Source organism: Methylobacterium sp. AC832 (assembly GCF_979256025.1).
Map to the genome: position 1 here is coordinate 102,596 of NZ_CEEDMV010000006.1, position 15,700 is coordinate 118,295.

Annotated in this window: 18 protein-coding genes; 6 read left to right on the forward strand and 12 right to left on the reverse strand. The window is 65.9% G+C overall.

The features are described from left to right. Window positions 1-238: 238 nt before the first annotated feature. The 4 genes from AC0IXR_RS19445 to AC0IXR_RS19460 form a co-directional block, all read right to left on the reverse strand. On the reverse strand, window positions 239-1,138 hold the full coding sequence (locus AC0IXR_RS19445; protein WP_461226548.1) for a dienelactone hydrolase family protein: 900 nt from the start codon (window positions 1,136-1,138) through the stop codon (window positions 239-241). A 69-nt stretch (window positions 1,139-1,207) separates the two neighbouring features. Then, window positions 1,208-1,669 (reverse strand): hypothetical protein, encoded by a 462-nt coding sequence (locus AC0IXR_RS19450; protein ID WP_471761857.1) that lies wholly within the window; start codon window positions 1,667-1,669, stop codon window positions 1,208-1,210. 155 nt (window positions 1,670-1,824) lie between these two features. Further along, a complete protein-coding gene (locus AC0IXR_RS19455; protein WP_056424462.1) occupies window positions 1,825-2,259 on the reverse strand; it encodes a DUF192 domain-containing protein in 435 nt (144 codons plus the stop codon). A 63-nt stretch (window positions 2,260-2,322) separates the two neighbouring features. Then, on the reverse strand, window positions 2,323-2,898 hold the full coding sequence (locus AC0IXR_RS19460; protein WP_244478141.1) for a cold-shock protein: 576 nt from the start codon (window positions 2,896-2,898) through the stop codon (window positions 2,323-2,325). A 483-nt stretch (window positions 2,899-3,381) separates the two neighbouring features. Between AC0IXR_RS19460 and AC0IXR_RS19465 the strand changes: the two genes are divergently transcribed. Then, window positions 3,382-4,422, forward strand: a complete 1,041-nt coding sequence (locus tag AC0IXR_RS19465) for an acetyltransferase domain-containing protein (RefSeq protein ID WP_471761858.1) — start codon at window positions 3,382-3,384, stop codon at window positions 4,420-4,422. A 93-nt stretch (window positions 4,423-4,515) separates the two neighbouring features. On the opposite strand, the gene efp is transcribed toward AC0IXR_RS19465, so the two are convergent. Then, window positions 4,516-5,082 (reverse strand): elongation factor P, encoded by a 567-nt coding sequence (gene efp / locus AC0IXR_RS19470; RefSeq protein WP_056423850.1) that lies wholly within the window; start codon window positions 5,080-5,082, stop codon window positions 4,516-4,518. 160 nt (window positions 5,083-5,242) lie between these two features. Between efp and epmA the strand changes: the two genes are divergently transcribed. Genes epmA through AC0IXR_RS19485 form a run of 3 tightly spaced genes read left to right on the forward strand, consistent with a single transcriptional unit; the run spans window position 5,243 to window position 8,258 of the window. After that, window positions 5,243-6,316: an EF-P lysine aminoacylase EpmA gene (gene epmA, locus AC0IXR_RS19475; protein ID WP_471761859.1), complete on the forward strand. Its 1,074-nt coding sequence runs from the start codon at window positions 5,243-5,245 to the stop codon at window positions 6,314-6,316. A gap of 20 nt (window positions 6,317-6,336) precedes the next feature. Further along, window positions 6,337-7,398, forward strand: coding sequence for a lysine-2,3-aminomutase-like protein (locus AC0IXR_RS19480; protein WP_419952882.1), 1,062 nt, complete (start codon window positions 6,337-6,339; stop codon window positions 7,396-7,398). 47 nt (window positions 7,399-7,445) lie between these two features. Further along, window positions 7,446-8,258, forward strand: a complete 813-nt coding sequence (locus AC0IXR_RS19485) for a YdcF family protein (RefSeq protein WP_311274690.1) — start codon at window positions 7,446-7,448, stop codon at window positions 8,256-8,258. Between the two features lie 21 nt (window positions 8,259-8,279). On the opposite strand, the gene AC0IXR_RS19490 is transcribed toward AC0IXR_RS19485, so the two are convergent. The 5 genes from AC0IXR_RS19490 to AC0IXR_RS19510 form a co-directional block, all read right to left on the reverse strand. Beyond that, window positions 8,280-8,576, reverse strand: coding sequence for a DUF3253 domain-containing protein (locus tag AC0IXR_RS19490; protein WP_056423843.1), 297 nt, complete (start codon window positions 8,574-8,576; stop codon window positions 8,280-8,282). Continuing rightward, a complete protein-coding gene (locus AC0IXR_RS19495; RefSeq protein ID WP_471761860.1) occupies window positions 8,573-9,310 on the reverse strand; it encodes a DUF599 domain-containing protein in 738 nt (245 codons plus the stop codon). Before AC0IXR_RS19495 ends, AC0IXR_RS19490 begins: the two co-directional genes overlap by 4 nt. 169 nt (window positions 9,311-9,479) lie before the next feature. Further along, window positions 9,480-9,761 carry an acylphosphatase gene (locus tag AC0IXR_RS19500; protein WP_311274692.1) on the reverse strand — a complete coding sequence of 94 codons (282 nt, stop codon included), beginning with the start codon at window positions 9,759-9,761 and terminating at the stop codon, window positions 9,480-9,482. Window positions 9,762-9,798: 37 nt separating this feature from the next. Further along, window positions 9,799-10,230: a gamma-glutamylcyclotransferase gene (locus AC0IXR_RS19505; RefSeq protein WP_311274693.1), complete on the reverse strand. Its 432-nt coding sequence runs from the start codon at window positions 10,228-10,230 to the stop codon at window positions 9,799-9,801. 197 nt (window positions 10,231-10,427) lie between these two features. Next, on the reverse strand, window positions 10,428-12,419 hold the full coding sequence (locus AC0IXR_RS19510) for an acetyl-CoA carboxylase biotin carboxylase subunit (RefSeq protein WP_471761905.1): 1,992 nt from the start codon (window positions 12,417-12,419) through the stop codon (window positions 10,428-10,430). Between AC0IXR_RS19510 and AC0IXR_RS19515 the strand changes: the two genes are divergently transcribed. After that, window positions 12,309-12,806, forward strand: coding sequence for a hypothetical protein (locus AC0IXR_RS19515; RefSeq protein ID WP_471761910.1), 498 nt, complete (start codon window positions 12,309-12,311; stop codon window positions 12,804-12,806). The genes AC0IXR_RS19510 and AC0IXR_RS19515 overlap by 111 nt on opposite strands. Before the next feature lie 427 nt (window positions 12,807-13,233). Here AC0IXR_RS19515 and AC0IXR_RS19520 read toward each other — a convergent pair whose 3' ends face one another. Then, window positions 13,234-13,686, reverse strand: coding sequence for a hypothetical protein (locus AC0IXR_RS19520; protein WP_471761861.1), 453 nt, complete (start codon window positions 13,684-13,686; stop codon window positions 13,234-13,236). Window positions 13,687-13,890: 204 nt separating this feature from the next. After that, window positions 13,891-14,574 carry a L,D-transpeptidase gene (locus tag AC0IXR_RS19525; RefSeq protein ID WP_056423831.1) on the reverse strand — a complete coding sequence of 228 codons (684 nt, stop codon included), beginning with the start codon at window positions 14,572-14,574 and terminating at the stop codon, window positions 13,891-13,893. Between the two features lie 184 nt (window positions 14,575-14,758). Between AC0IXR_RS19525 and AC0IXR_RS19530 the strand changes: the two genes are divergently transcribed. Continuing rightward, window positions 14,759-15,694 carry a histone deacetylase family protein gene (locus AC0IXR_RS19530; protein ID WP_424753485.1) on the forward strand — a complete coding sequence of 312 codons (936 nt, stop codon included), beginning with the start codon at window positions 14,759-14,761 and terminating at the stop codon, window positions 15,692-15,694. Window positions 15,695-15,700: the final 6 nt, after the last annotated feature.

Here is a 15,700-nt window from a genome sequence, read left to right on the forward strand (position 1 = left end):
GGGTCCGGAACGCTCTTCAGGCTTGACAGCCGCTCTAGCCGTTATCCCAGCAACGCTATGTAGTCCTGCCCGTCAATGTGTCGAACCGGCGCTCGGATCGTAATTTCCGACATGCATCCATCCCTGAAATCATGATCAGAGCGGCGGTTTCTCCATTGTAACAGAGGGAACGCTCCTGTGGGAGGTGCCCGAACTCTCCGATTCGGTCGATCGTCGCGTTGGTCGATGAGGGTACGATTTAGCCGACCCCGTGGCTTTTGAGGAACGCCAGCGCGCGTGCCCAGCCCTGCTCCGCACTGTCCTTGCGATAGCTCGGCCGGTAATCGGCATGGAACCCGTGCGGTGCGTCGGGGAAGACGACGAGCTCGACACTCCGCCCCGCAGCATTCGCCCGGTCGCGGGCCTCCTCGACGCTGGCGATGGGAATGCCGGTATCGGCGCCGCCATAGAGTGCCAGAAGCGGTGCGCGGATGTCCGCTGCGACGTCCCCTGCCGTTTTCGGCTGCAGGCTCGTACGGTCGCCGCCGAGTGGGCCGTACCACGCCACCGCGGCTTTCAGATCGCGCCGATGCGCCGCGTAGAGCCATGCCCCGCGACCGCCCCGGCACCATCCCATCGTGCCGATCCGCTCAGGATCGGCCTTCGAATCGGCAACGGCCCAGGACGCTGCCGCATCGAGATCCGCGATCCACTCGGCATCGGGCGTCTTCAGGATGACGTCGCGAACGATCGCCTTCACATCCGTCATAGTCGATAGATCGCCCTGCCTTGCGTAGAGCTCGGGCGCCACGGCGCAATAGCCGGCCTTGGCCAGGCGGCGGCACACGTCCTTGATATATTCGTGGACCCCGAAAATCTCTTCGATGACGAGAACGAGGGGAAACGGGCCCGCTCCCTCGGGCATCGCCCGATAACCCGGCATCGGCCCGTCGGTCGCGGGGATTTTCACCTCGCCGGCGACGAGACCATTGGAATCGGTCGTAACGGCCTGAGCCTGCGCATTCGCCTCGGCCAGGGTGAACCCGGCGATCAGGCTCGTCATCACGAAGCCCCGGCGCGAGAGGGGGGGAACGACGAGCCCATCGAGGCCGCCCAGTCCCTTGCTCCGATCGTCCTTGTCCGTCACGCGCTCGTCCATGGATTGACCTCCTGCACGGCGCCCCTCGACGCCTTTCAGGAAACTAGGGCGTCGCGGCGGGAGGTCACGTCAGGACAGGGCGATGCGCGCCGTATCCTTCTCTTCCTTCCGCCCCGCGACGTTGCGGTGGGGAACGGCCCGGCCCTCGGATGCGGTGGGTCTCCGCCGAGCGAGGGATTTCGGACGCACCAGTTCCGCCAGTTTCGTGAAGCCTTCGGTGCCGCTCTGTCCGCCCTGCCCCATCCTGAGGCCAAAACCGGTGACGAAGGATTGCGACAACGCCTCGTCGCGCTCGACGTTGAAGAGATCGGCAGCCGCCTGAAACGCGTCGCGGAACGGACGCAGCGAACACCAGCTCTTCTCCGCCAGATGCAGAGGCCATTCCCACAGGCCGGACTCGGAGCGCCGGCCCAAGCTCTCGCGGGCGATGAAATACCCGGTCCCGCGATGTTCGAGACCGTCCGCGATCACGCGCCAATCGGCATTCTCGAACAGGATCGTTTCATCGCTGGAAGCTTGAACGTCGAGCATCGCGTTCCCCTGTCATCGTCGAGGAACCCGCTCTCGCAGGTTCGCTCGCCTTTGGAACAATATGGGAACATTGGTCAGAAACGAGGCGGCCGTCAAGATGCTCGTTCACGCTGTGTTCGCGGGGTGGTGCCGCGACGATCCTCGTTTCGCTATGGTCAGCGCGATGGGAACATCGTGTGGTCGACTTGGTCACCCGCCTTGATTCCGAGCTTAGCCGTGACACCGGCATTGAGTTCGAGAACGGCGACCACTGGCTCTCCCGACGGAATGACCTTGGTCGAAAGCGGCTCGGTATTGGTCGCGATCCGGGCAATGCTTCCATCCGGGCGGATGAACAGCATGTCGAGGGGCAGGTAGGTGTTCTTCATCCACATCGCGACGCGCTCGACTTTCTGGAAGTCGAAGAGCATCCCGTGCTCAGGCGCCATCGCGCGGCGGAACATCAGGCCGCGCGAGCGCGATTCGTCGTCGCGCATCACCTCGACGGAGAAGCTGTGCCTGCCGCTCTTGCCCGTGATCGCAAGGGGCTCCTGCGCGGCCGAATCCTGAGCATTGGCGAGGCCGAGACCAGCGAGAATCGTGATCAGGATCAGGAGCGCGCGCAAGGGCGCGGACGAGCGAACGTCTTGGATTGGTGTCACGTGGTCATTCCGTCAATGGGAGGCGGGCAGCGCGCCGTCCAGAAGCCTGACTTCGGCTGCCATCTTGCCCTTCGAACCGTCGCCGTAGCGCACGAGAACGGTTTCGCCGGGCTTCAGTTCGGCGATGCCGTAGCGACGCAACGTCTCCATATGGACGAAGATGTCGGGGGAGCCGTCCCCCCGGCTGAGGAAGCCGAAACCGCGCAACCGGTTGAACCATTTCACCACGGCCGTCTCGAGCCCGCTCGTCGCCGTGACGCTCACATGGGTGCGGGGCATCGGGAGTTCGGACGGGTGGATCGCCGTCGACTGATCGAGGGATATCACCCGGAAGGCCTGCCATCCGCGTGGCCGCTCGGTGGCTTCCACCACGATGCGCGCGCCCTCGCTGGCGGCCGAGAATCCGTCGCGGCGCAGGCACGTGATGTGAACCAAGACGTCGGCCGAGCCGTCATCGGGAAGGATGAAGCCGAAGCCCTTCGACACATCGAACCATTTGATGCGCCCCGAAACCTCGATGAGGTCGAGGGGGCGCTGCACCTCTCCGTCGCCGAGGTCGGTGCCACGTCCACCGGTCGATTCACCCATCGCGCGCTGGCCGTGCGAGCCTGATTCGAAATCGTCGGACATGTAAGCAACCCACACCGAATCACGCGACGCGATCCGCACCATAGATTAACAAAGTCATGACTCGGCGGAAGCCCGTTTGGCGGACATCGACTGCGGCGATTGAGACATTCTTCATCATATTGGCATGAGAGCAACAAGGAACCGGGCAACCGGCGGCGCGGCGCCTTTCTCGCCCGCAACGGTGACACAGCGGCTTCCGCCGAAAAGTCTGGATACGGCCTATCCGCCCGCGACCCGCCGCCTCTCATTCGGGAGTTGAACGGTTTTCGACGCTTCACGCGGAGCGCCGGTCACACTGGGCGATGCTGGGCCCTTGCATCCGCCTCGCCACCGGCGATAGCCAACGCGCATGACTCAGATCGTATCGTCCGAGATCGGACGCTCGCCTCGCGCGGGCTCGTCGCGCCACTCCGAACGGTTCAAGCCGGCGAGGCCGTTCGCATGAGTGCCTCCACGGCGAGACCTGTCGCTGCGTCCTCCGCATCGCCGGCCTCCAAAGAACTCGGTGGAACGCCGCGGCGGTTCGATAGTCTCGATGTCGCGCGGGGCGGCGCCCTGCTGGCGATGGCCGCCTACCACACTACCTGGGACCTCGGGCACCTCGCGCTCACGCCCGAGAACTACGCTCTGGCCCCGTTGGGCAAGGTCGCGGCGCACCTCATCGCGGGTACGTTCCTCGTTCTGGTCGGGATCGGCCTCGTCCTGATGAACCGGGATGGCCTCCGGCCCCGCGCGTTCCTCCTGCGGCTCGCACGGATCGGCATCGCCGCCCTCCTCATCACGGCCGCGACGGTCTACGCGTTTCCGGACAGCTTCATCTTCTTCGGCATCCTGCATTGCATCGCCGTGTCGAGCGTGCTCGCCGTGCCGTTCCTGCGGGTGTCGCCGGCCGTCGCACTGGTGGTGGGGATCGTCGTTCTGGCGACGCCGGCCGTGATGGCGAACCCGGATTATCACCTCGCGGTCTTCGACGACCCGATCCTGAGCTTCCTCGGCCTCGGCATGGTTCCGCCGCGGACCAACGATTACGTGCCGCTGTTTCCCTGGTTCGGCCTGGTTCTCCTGGGGCTGGCAGCGGCGCGGCTCGGTCTGCCGGCTTTCCTGCGCACGAAATGGGCGACGTGGCAGCCGGGATCGATGGCCTCGCGCGGGCTGGCTTTGGCCGGGCGCCACAGCCTCGCCGTGTATCTCGTGCATCAGCCGGTGCTGCTCGCCCTGCTCACGGGCGTCGTGACGGTGACCGGCCCTCATCCGAAGGCCGGTCTCGCGGCGTTCCGTCAGGATTACCGGGTCCAGTGCGAGACGACCGGAGGTTCCGCGCAGACATGCCGGGTGGCAGCGCGCTGTGTCGCCGATGCCCTCCAGCGAGAGAATCTCTGGGCGATCACGGGGCGGGGATTCAGCGTCGAAGAGCGGGCGAAGGCCCAGGCTCTGTCTCAGTCCTGTTACGACGCCGCCGAGGGGCCGGCGCCGTCGCCCTGAGGCGGAATCAGGCCGGCATCGGTCTCCCGCGGGAGATCGATGCCCGAGCCTCGAAGTCCGAGCCTCGAAGTCCGAGCCTCGAACCGGCGGGTCTCAATCCTTGGCGCGTTCCACGTAGGAACCGTCTTCCGTCAGGATGACCACACGGGTGCCGACCGCCACATGCGGCGGGACGGCGGTGCGCACGCCGTTCGACAGGATCGCCGGCTTGTAGGAAGACGAGGCCGTCTGACCCTTCATCGCCGGTTCGGTCTCGGTGATCTCGAGGGTGACGCGCTGCGGCAGTTCGACCGTGAGCGGCACGTCGTTGTGCAGGGCCAGCATCACCTTCATGCCCTCCTGAAGGTAGGGCGCCGCGCTGCCGATCACGTCCTTGGGAACCGCGACCTGATCGTAGTTCTCAGGGTTCATGAAGTGGTAGCCCTCGCCATCCTCGTACAGGAAGGTGTGCTCGCGATCCTCCACGAAGGCACGCTCCACCGACTCGGTGGTGCGGTAGCGCTCGGACACCTTCACCCCATCGGTGATGCGGCGCATGTCGAGCTGCGTGACGGGGGTGCCCTTGCCGGGATGGATGTTCTCCACCGTCAAGATGACGTAGAGCTTGCCGTCCTTGTCGACGACGTTGCCCTTGCGGAGCGTAGAGGCGATCACCTTCACGGGGTCAGATCCTGTTCGAGACAATATATGCGACGCCCCGGCGTGGATTCGGCCCACGGGAGCGACATCTGTGCCCCGCCACTATCCTATCCTGCGTCGCGTTGCCAGCAGCCCGGCGCCTGTGCCCGCAATTGGTGCGCCGGCTAGGGGGAGAACCGGCGTGAGCGGCTCACCGTCTCCGTGGTGGGCGCCGCATCGGCATGCCGATCGCCGCCCGGCCCTGCTCGCGCGAAACCGTATCGTCGCTGCTCTGCGCGGGCATTTCGCGGCCCGCGACTTCGTCGAGGTCGAAGCCGCCGCCCTCCAGGTCTCGCCGGGCAACGAGGCGCATCTCTCGGCCTTCGCCACCTCCGCCATCGGCCATGACGGTGCCGCCTCCCCGCTCTATCTCCACACCTCGCCGGAATTCGCCTGCAAGAAGCTGTTGGCCGCGGGTGAGACGCGCCTGTTCAGCTTGGCGCGGGTCTTCCGCAACCGTGAGCGCGGTCCCCTGCACCATCCGGAATTCACCATGCTGGAATGGTACCGGGCGGGGCAGGATTACGAGGTGCTGATGCGTGACTGCGCCGACATCCTGGCGCTGGCGGCCGACGAGGCGAAGACGCGCTCCCTCCGCTTTCGGGGAAGGGAATCCGATCCCTTCGCGGATTTCGAGCGCCTCACCCTCGCCGAGGCGTTCGAGCGCCATGCCGACATCGACCTCCTGGCGACGATCGAGCCCGGCGGCCGCACGGACAGGGACGGCCTCGCCGCCGGCGTGGTCGCATGCGGCCTGCGGGTGGCGGCCGACGATACCTGGGCCGACCTGTTCAGCCGCGTCCTCGTCGCCCTGATCGAGCCGAAGCTCGGCGACGGGCGGCCGACCCTGCTCTACGAATATCCCGTGAGCGAGGCGGCACTGGCCCGTCCCAGCGCCCGCGACCCCCGCGTAGCGGAGAGGTTCGAGCTCTACGCATGCGGCGTGGAACTCGCCAACGCCTTCGGCGAACTCACCGACCCGCACGAGCAGAGGGGGCGCTTCGAGATCGAGATGGCGGAGAAGGCGCGGATCTACGGCGAGACCTACCCGATCGACGAGGATTTCCTCTCGGCACTGGCCATCATGCCGGAGGCGAGCGGCATCGCACTGGGCCTCGACAGGCTGGTCATGCTCGCGGTCGGCGCGCCGCGCATCGACGACGTGATCTGGACGCCGGTCGCGGAGACGTCGGCGGCGATGGATGGCAACGCGTGAACAGGCCGCTTCCCCGTCCCCTGCCCCGCTCCCTTCGCAACCCCGCGCAGCTCGTCGAAGCCGGGCTCGTCGCTCCGTCCGATCTTTCCGCGCTCGAAGCGGTGGCGGCGCGATACGCGGTCTCGGTGACGCCCGACATGGCCGAACTGATCGACCCGACCGATCCCGCCGACCCCATCGCCCGCCAGTTCCTGCCCCGCGCGGAGGAACTGGTGACACGTGCGGAGGAAGATTCGGACCCGATCGGCGATGCGGCGCATTCGCCGCTTCCGGGCCTCGTCCACCGCTATCCCGACCGGGTGCTGCTGAAGCCGCTCCATGTCTGCCCGGTCTATTGCCGCTTCTGCTTCCGCCGCGAGATGGTGGGGCCGGACGGGCTCGGCACCCTGAGCGAGGACGAACTCGCCGCCGCTTTCGCCTACATCGCCGACCGGCCCGACATCTGGGAGGTGATCCTCACCGGCGGCGACCCGTTCGCGCTCTCGGCCCGCCGGCTCGGGCAGATCGCCGAGGCCCTTGGCCTCATCCCGCACGTCAAGGTCCTGCGCATCCATACCCGTGTGCCGGTGGTCGAGCCCGCCCGCGTGGACGACGATCTCGTCGTTGCCCTGAAGCGCTTCGGCGGTGCGGTCTATGTCGCGCTCCACGCCAATCATCCGCGCGAATTCACGCCGGCCGCGAAAGGCGCCATCGCCCGTCTCGTCGATGCCGGCATCCCGATGGTGAGCCAGTCGGTGCTGCTCGCCGGGGTCAACGACGACCCGGAGACCCTCGCGAGCCTGATGCGAAGCTTCGTCGAGAACCGGGTGAAGCCCTACTATCTTCATCATGGCGATCTCGCGCCCGGCACCGGGCACCTGCGCACCGGATTGGCGGCGGGTCGCAACCTCATGGAACGCCTGCGCGGGCGCCTGTCCGGCCTCGCCCAACCGCTCTACGTGCTCGATATTCCCGGCGGCCACGGCAAGGTGCCGGTGGGACCGTCCTATCTCGCAAGCGACAGGTCCGGCTGGCGGGTCACCGACCCTCACGGGCTGGAACATCCCTACCCGCCGGATGCTGACAGGCCGGACCGAGACTGACCCGCGCGCGGAAGCGCCCGACTGAGACGAGGCTTCAGGGTCCAGACATGTTCTTTCCGCTCTCGAAACTGATCTATTTCGTCATCACGCCCTCGAACTTCTTTATCCTGATCGGGCTCCTCGGCTGCGTCCTGATGTTCGGCGGCTGGACGCCGCGCCTCGGGCGCGGTCTGGCCCTCCTCGGCTTCGCCGGGCTCTTCCTCGGCGGTCTCCTGCCCCTCTCTGCCTGGATCACCCTGCCCCTCGAAAACCGTTTCCCGCGCTTCGCGGAGGACGGCGCACCGATCAAGGGCGTGATCGTGCTCGGTGGCGCCGTGGAAACCCAGACGACGCTGGCGCGCGGCCAGCTCTCGGTGAACGATGCCGGCGAGCGCCAGATCGCCTTTGCGGATCTCGCGCGCCGCTACCCGGAGGCACGGCTGCTTTTCTCCGGGGGCAGCGGCTTGCTCGGCACCGATGGAACGTCGGAGGCCGAGATCGTCAGCCGCTTCGCCGACACGCTCGGGCTGCCGCGCACGCGGCTGATCCTGGAAGACCGCTCGCGCAACACCCACGAGAACGCGCGTTTCTCGGCCGATCTCGTCAAGCCGGTGGCGGGTGAACGCTGGCTGCTCGTCACCTCCGCCTGGCACATGCCGCGCGCCATCGGCTGCTTTCGCCAGGCCGGTTTCGACGTGACGGCCTATCCGGTCGATTACCGCACGGTGGGATGGAGCGACGCGTGGAAGCTGAAGAGCTTCGCCTCCGACGGGCTGCTGGTCCTCGACCTCGTGGTCAAGGAATGGATCGGCTTGGTCGTCTACCGGCTCGCCGGCTATACCGACGCGATGCTGCCGGCGCCGCGGACGAAGGCCGACTGATCTTTTCGCGTCGACGAGGGTTCAGGCTTCGCCGGTAGCCGGGACGGGCATTCCGAGACGATAGATCCCGCGAAAATCGTCGGGGTCGGCGACGGGTTTCCCTTTGCGCATGATGGCGATGTGGCCCTCCTTGGTAAGGCGCACGGCCATGCGGCGAATCGGCTGCATCAGCGGGCTCCAGCCGTCCGGATGCGGCCCGCCGAGGTGGCGCGCCACTTCCGATGGGCAGACGGTCTTGCCTTCTCCCCGCTCTGAAACGAGGCGGAGGATCGATTCGCCGATCTCCTCCTCGCTCACGGATCTGCGCTCTGTGCTCATGACTCGGTGTCCTGCATGGTGGCCTCGTCGTCCTCGTTGAGGAGGATGGCGCGGATATCGGAGGTGAATTGCCGTCGCCACATGACACAGATGACGCCCGTGGTGGCGAGGATGAGAAACCAGGCGTTCACGAACCAGCCGAGATAGGCCAGCGCGAACAGGAAGGCACGCTGCCCCTTTGCGAAATGGGTCCCGGCGGCGATGTTCATGGCGGCGGCCCGGCGGGCGGCGCGGTCCATGTCGCGTTGCGCGGCGCCAGCGCCCTTGGGCGGCACCGCGCCGATGAGGATCGCACCGTAATTGAACAGACGGTAGGCCCAGGCGAATTTGAAGAACGCATAGACGAAGACGACGGCGAGGCCCGCCACCTTGACCTCCCAGGTGACGCGCGTGGCGATGGCGCCGAAGGGCAGCGCGCCGAACAGGGTCAGTACATCGTCACCGGAGCGGGACAGGGTCAGCACCCCGCCGAGCGCGATGAGGGACGTGGAGGCGAAGAAAGCCGTCCCGTTCTGGAGGGAGGCGTTGATCGTGGTGTCGACCACCCTGTTGTCGCGGACGATGAGCTGCCGCGACCATTCCTCCCGCTGGCGGTTCATGATCTGGCTCAGGCTCGTACGCCGCCCGCGCATCCGCGCCACCGCTATCCCATAGCCAGCCCAGGCGGCGACGAAATAGAGAAGGCCAGCAATGTCCAGCGGCGAGAAATCCGCGAAGGTGAACGGCTGCTTCATGGGTTCTGATCGCTTCCCGGCCTATGGCCGACCGGAACCCGGTCTCACCGGTCCGGCGCCGTTCCGCCTGCGGCGCGGACCATAGGCCATCGGCCCGATCCGCGGGAAACGAATCTCTGACGGTGAAGGATAAGAGAAACCCGTTATCGTGCCCGTCGGCACGGAGAGATCACGTTCGCAGGATGCGAAATCCCGCATCGGGGGGATTGGCGGAGTCCACCGCCTCCACCGAGGACACGACGGCACCGGCGGGCCCCAGCTTGCACGCATCGAGCATGGCGGCGACCGCATCGGCGGGACCGCTAAACGTCGCTTCTACACCGCCATCCGAACGGTTGCGGACATGGCCGTCGAGGCCGCGACGTTCCGCTTCACGCGAGGTCCAGTACCGGTAGCCGACACCCTGCACCCGGCCACGGATGACGACATCGACGGTTCTGATCGTAGCCAAGAATAAACCTCCTCGCGTCCAACCCTGTCTGCGATCCTCAGCCGCGTCCTGCCCGCAGCCAGCGGCGCATCTCCGTGATGTAGGCGGGCGGAAGGGAGGCGGCTTCGGCCGCGGCCAGGACCGGTTGCAGGTAGTCCGGTCGCGGAACCCCCGGAACAGCGCTGCAGCCCAGATAGATCAAGGCCCGTTTCACGCCGGTCGATGTGGTCACCGGCTGGTAGGCTTTGGTGTAGAGCCGCCCGGCGACGCCCTCGTAGCGGTCGAGGGCCGGCACGTCGGCCAAGGCCAGATCCCAGAGGACGCCCCAGACGGTGGATGTCGGGTCGCGCACCACCGAGGCATAGCCCTCTCGCATGATGATGAAGCGGTGCCGGTTCAGGCGGGCGGTGCCGAGGGAGGTCGAGCCGGGGCAGCGCATGGCCATCGCGGCGGCATCCATGTTGGCACCGTAGGAGAAATACAGGGGCATGGATCGGCTGGCCGGAAGGGGATGACGAGCGCCTGCCGGGCCCGATTCGACGGTCGGACCCGCCCAGGAGGGCCCATTGGCGGGGTCCCGGTGAATGAGGGGGCTGTCGATCCCCTCGCTTCGAGATTGCGTCTGGCGTTCAGCGAGGGTGCGGGGCGGCCGTGATCGGCTACCCCGCACCTTTAATCGCTATGCGATCAGGCGAATTCCATGATGACCGCGTCGACTGCGAGGCTGTCACCTTCCTTCGCTTCGATCTTGGAGATGGTGGCGTCGCGCTCGGCGCGGAGCACGTTCTCCATCTTCATCGCCTCGACGATGGCGAGGGGTTCACCGTTCTTCACTTCCTGGCCTTCCTTCACCAGGATCGCCTTCACCAGGCCGGGCATCGGGCAGAGCACCTGCTTGCCGGACCCGGCATTCTCCTTGATCGGCATCAGGGCGGCGAGTTCGGCTTCGCGCCGGGTGAAGACCCGCGCCTCGGCCGCCGCGCCCGCATGCTGGAGCGCGACGCCGTTGAGAAGGGCGCGCACCTGGATGGCCACGCGGGTGCCGTTGATCTCTCCCGACCAGACCGGCTCACCCGGACGCCAGTCGCTCTCCACCGTCCAGGTCCGGCCGTCTTCGGCGGTGACGACGAGATGCTCGCCGAGATCGTCCACCGTGACCGGGTAGGATTGGCCGGCCAGGATCACGATGCGGTCGCGCTCGAAATGGAGCAGGGCCGGGTCGCGCATCTGGCCCGAGATGCCGCGCTTGCGGGTGTTGAGCTTGTGGTCGATGGCGGCGGCAGCGGCCGCTATGCGTTGGGCGACCTCGCCCTCGGGCTCGGGGGCGACGAAGCCTTCGGGGAATTCCTCCGCGATGAAGCCGGTGGAGATGTTGCCCGAGCGCCAGCGCGGATGCGCCATGAGGGCCGACAGGAACGGGATGTTGTGGCGGATGCCGTCGATGGCGAAGGCGTCCAGCGCCTGTCCCTGCGATTCGATGGCCTCGGCGCGGGTGGGCGCCCAGGTCACCAGCTTGGCGATCATCGGATCGTAGTGGATCGCAATCTCGCCGCCCTCCTCCACGCCGGTATCGTTACGCACGATGGCATTGCCGAACGGGCCTTCCTCCGGCGGCTGGTAGGTGGTGAGGCGGCCAATGGAGGGCAGGAAGTTGCGTGTCGGGTCCTCGGCGTAGACGCGGCTCTCCACGGCCCAGCCGTTGAGCTTCACCTGGTCCTGGCTAAGCGGCAGCGCCTCGCCATAGGCCGAACGGATCATCAGCTCGACGAGGTCGAGGCCGGTAATCATCTCGGTAACGGGATGCTCCACCTGGAGACGGGTGTTCATCTCGAGGAAGTAGAACGACTTGTCCTGGCCGGCGACGAACTCGACGGTACCGGCCGAATCGTAGGAGACGGCCTTGGCCAAGGCCACGGCTTGCTCGCCCATCTTCTTCCGGGTCGCCTCGTCGAGAAGCGGCGACGGCGCCTCCTCGATGACCTTCTGGTTGCGGCGCTGGATCGAGCATTCACGCTCGCCGAGATAGATGACGTTGCCGTGCTTGTCGCCGATCACCTGGATCTCGATGTGGCGCGGATCGGTGATGAACTTCTCCACGAACACGCGGTCGTCGCCGAAGGACGAGGCGGCCTCGGACTTGGCGCGGGCGAAGCCCTCCGCGACCTCGTCCGACGAATGGGCGATGCGCATGCCCTTGCCGCCACCGCCGGCGGAAGCCTTGATCATCACCGGATAGCCGATCTCGTCCGCGATGGTGACGGCGTGTTCGGGGCTCTCGATGACGCCGAGGAAGCCCGGCACGGTGGAGACGTTGGCAGCCGAGGCCGCCTTCTTCGATTCGATCTTGTCGCCCATGGCGGCGATGGCGCCGGGATTGGGGCCGATGAAGACGATGCCGGCCTCGGCCAGCGCGCGCGGGAATGCCTCACGCTCGGACAGGAAGCCATAACCGGGGTGGACCGCCTGGGCGCCCGTCTGTTTGCAGGCCTCGATGATCTTGTCGATGATCAGGTAGGACTGCGCGGCCGGAGCGGGGCCGATATGCACCGCCTCGTCCGCCATCGCCACATGAACCGCGTCCCGGTCGGCATCGGAATAGACGGCGACCGTCTTGATACCCATCCTGCGAGCGGTCTTGATGATGCGGCACGCAATCTCGCCGCGGTTCGCAATCAGGATTTTCTCGAACATCTGTCCAGGCACTCGGGTGAAGCGGGAAAGGTCACGAGCGCCATCGCGCTCAAGCTCGTTCCCGTTAAAGCAGTTGTGCGGCTTCGCAAAGCTGGACCAATGAAGGATTGTTCATACGCTGCGCCAAACCGGCTGTGTATTCAAAATCATGGTCGCTGGTATCCACGGGGCGGTGTAGCGATTGCGCCCTTCTTCCTTGGCCCGGTAAAGCGCATCAGCGGCCTGCCGGACCAGGAAGAGGAAGCCCGCCTCGTCACAATTTCCGACGTCGAGGGACAGGCCGATGCTGACCGTGACGCATTGCCCGTCGCCGAGGCCCGGATGAGGAAGCGCGGGTTGCTCCCCTTTTCCGCATGCCCACCCCGATCCATCTGACAGAGGATCGGCCGACGTTGATGTCAGCTGTCGTATCGAGCCGATGACGTGGCAGGCAGTGAATCCGGTGTGACCGACACCAGGGTGTCTTCAGCCTTTTCGGTCAACGATTTATCGACGTTGTTCAATTACTGCAGAAAGTGTTCGGTGAACTACATCCGCATATAGTGAGTGGTGTAGTAAATAATTATTATAAAAATATATGTGATTACTTGTTATTTTATTGGCATAATGGCGTGATACCAATGGTATTGCGCCGTAATTTCAATTTATGTGTGTTGATTGTCGTAGATCCGAATTTTTGCGATTGTTGGAAAATCTGAAGTTTTGAACCAAGACCGGTCGTGGTTGAGTGTGTCTCCAGGCCCCGTCTATTCGCCATTGTTCGCTGGCCAGTCCGGCGAACGCGATCCGAACTCGCTCGGATTCAGGCCGCGTCCAGCAGCTCGACCGGCGATACCGAGGTCGCTTCCTCGACATGCAGACGACGGTGGGCGGAGCCGATGGCGAAGGCGACGAGGATCTCGTGGCTCGTCTCGGCCTCGCGAACGATCTCGAAAGCGATGCGGGCGGCAAGTGGTGTAGGGCCGGCATCGCTGCGCAGGGAGCCGACGAGCCAGCGGGCGATCTCGACATCGACGTAGCCGGTGGGACGCTCGCCCCAGACGGCGAAATTCACCACCGCGGCGCTCACGAGATCGGCATACGACACGTCGCTCTGCGGCACGGCCCGGTCGAGGGCGATGAGCATGTCGGCCTCATCCGCATGCGAGATGCCGTCCGGGAGGATATCGCGACCGAGGACCTGAACGTCGGCGGTGGTGATGCGGCCGGCGGCGACGACACGGTTACAGAAGAGCTGAAGCGAATGGTTGATCATTGGTTGGTGCCTCCCCGGCTTTATTTGCGCCGGTCTGTGTTTCTGCATGTCGATGACTATGCAGGAGGCGCCCGTTCAAGAAGTTAACGGCCAAATCTGAATCAACGTTCAGGTTAAAGGCTGCTCACGAATGAGCCTTTCCGAATCGTATCTTTGGAGCCCGGCTCCGCCGCCTCGGCGACGGAGCGGGTTCCCACCTTCGCCTCAGCGCACCACCACCTTCGCGCCGATCGGAACGCGCTCGTAGAGATCAACCACGTCCGCGTTGAGCATCCGGATGCAGCCGGACGACACGGCCTGGCCGATCTTCTCCGGCTCGTTGGTGCCGTGGATGCGGAACAGCGTGTCCTTCTTGCCCTCAGCGAGGTAGAGCGCGCGGGCCCCGATGGGGCTGGTGGGGCCGCCCTCGAGGCGCTTGGGCAGTTCCGGGCGGCGGGCGATCATCTCGGGCGGCGGGTTCCAATCCGGCCATTCGCCCTTGCGGTCGACATTGGCGGTCCCGGCCCAGGCCATGCCGGCATGGCCCACGGCCACGGGATAGCGCACGGCCTTGCCGTCCGGCAGCACGTAATAGAGGCGGCGCTCCTTCGTCACGACGATGACGGTGCCCGCGGGCTCGTTCGTCTTGTAGTCGACGGTGGTGCGGGCGATCTTGGGATCGACATTGCCCTGCGGCGCCTGTTTCAGCCATTCCTTGTCACGGGCCTCACCGGTCAGCGCCGGGGGCTGGGCCAGGGCCGTATGCGCGGTGGGCGGGCTGAGCGGGGCTGTCGCCGTCTGCGTGTTGCAGGCGCCGAGAGCGAGGGCGGACAGGATCGTCGCGGCGCCGAGCGAGCGATGCAGGACGCCGTGACGGGATGGGATGGGCGACCGGGTCGTGGGCGACATGTGAGAGTGAGCCTGTCTCGAAGCCGGGGGGCTTCGAAGAATGTGGTTGATGGATTATGTCGCCATCTAACTCGCAGACTGATCGGCGCGTAATCTCGCTACCCTGAACCGTGGCGCATTTGCATCGTATGTTGTGCGTAAAGCACAATCGGGTCGGGTGGAACGACGAGGATCGTTCGGAGGGATGAGCGTGACGACCCTGTACGTAAGCCACCCCTCCGCGCTGGATCACCAGATGCCAGAGGGGCACCCGGAACGATCGGACCGGATCCGCGCCGTGGAGGCGGCCCTGGAGAAGGAGCGGTTCTCCGGTCTGCTGCGCGAATCGGCGCCCCGCGCGGAGACGGAGACGGTCGCCCTCGCCCATCCCGTTCCCTATGTGGAGGCGATCATCGCGGCCTCCCCGCGATCCGGCTATGTCCAGATCGATTCGGATACGCTGATGTCGCCCGGCACCCTCGACGCGGCCCTTCGCGGTGTCGGCGGCGCCGTCCATGCGGTGGATGCGGTGATGAGCGGGGCCTGTTCGAACGCCTTCGTCGCCATGCGGCCGCCGGGCCACCATGCCGAGCGCATGCAGGCGATGGGCTTCTGCCTGTTCAACTCCGCTGCCATTGCCGTCCGTCACGCGCGGGAACGCCACGGGGCCAGCCGGGTCGCCCTGGTGGATTGGGATGTCCATCACGGCAACGGCTCGCAGGACATCTTCTGGGACGATGCGGCGGTGATGTACGCCTCGACCCATGAGATGCCGCTGTTTCCCGGCACGGGCGCGGTGGGTGAGCGTGGCACCCACGACACCATCGTCAACGTGCCGTTACGGGCCGGCGACGACAGCGGGATCTTCCGCGAGAAGTTCGAGAAGGGGATCCTCGCTCGCCTCTCTGCTTTTGCCCCCGACCTGATCGTGATCTCGGCAGGCTTCGACGCCCACCGCCTCGATCCGCTGGCCAGCGTCGAACTCGACGAGGCCGATTTCGGCTGGGCCACCCGGAAGCTCATGGAGATCGCCGACAAGCATGCCGGCGGCCGGATCGTCTCGGTCCTGGAGGGCGGCTACAGCCTGGACGGTCTCGCCCGTTCTGTCGCCGCCCATATGGATGCGCTGATGGGACGGTGAGGAGGA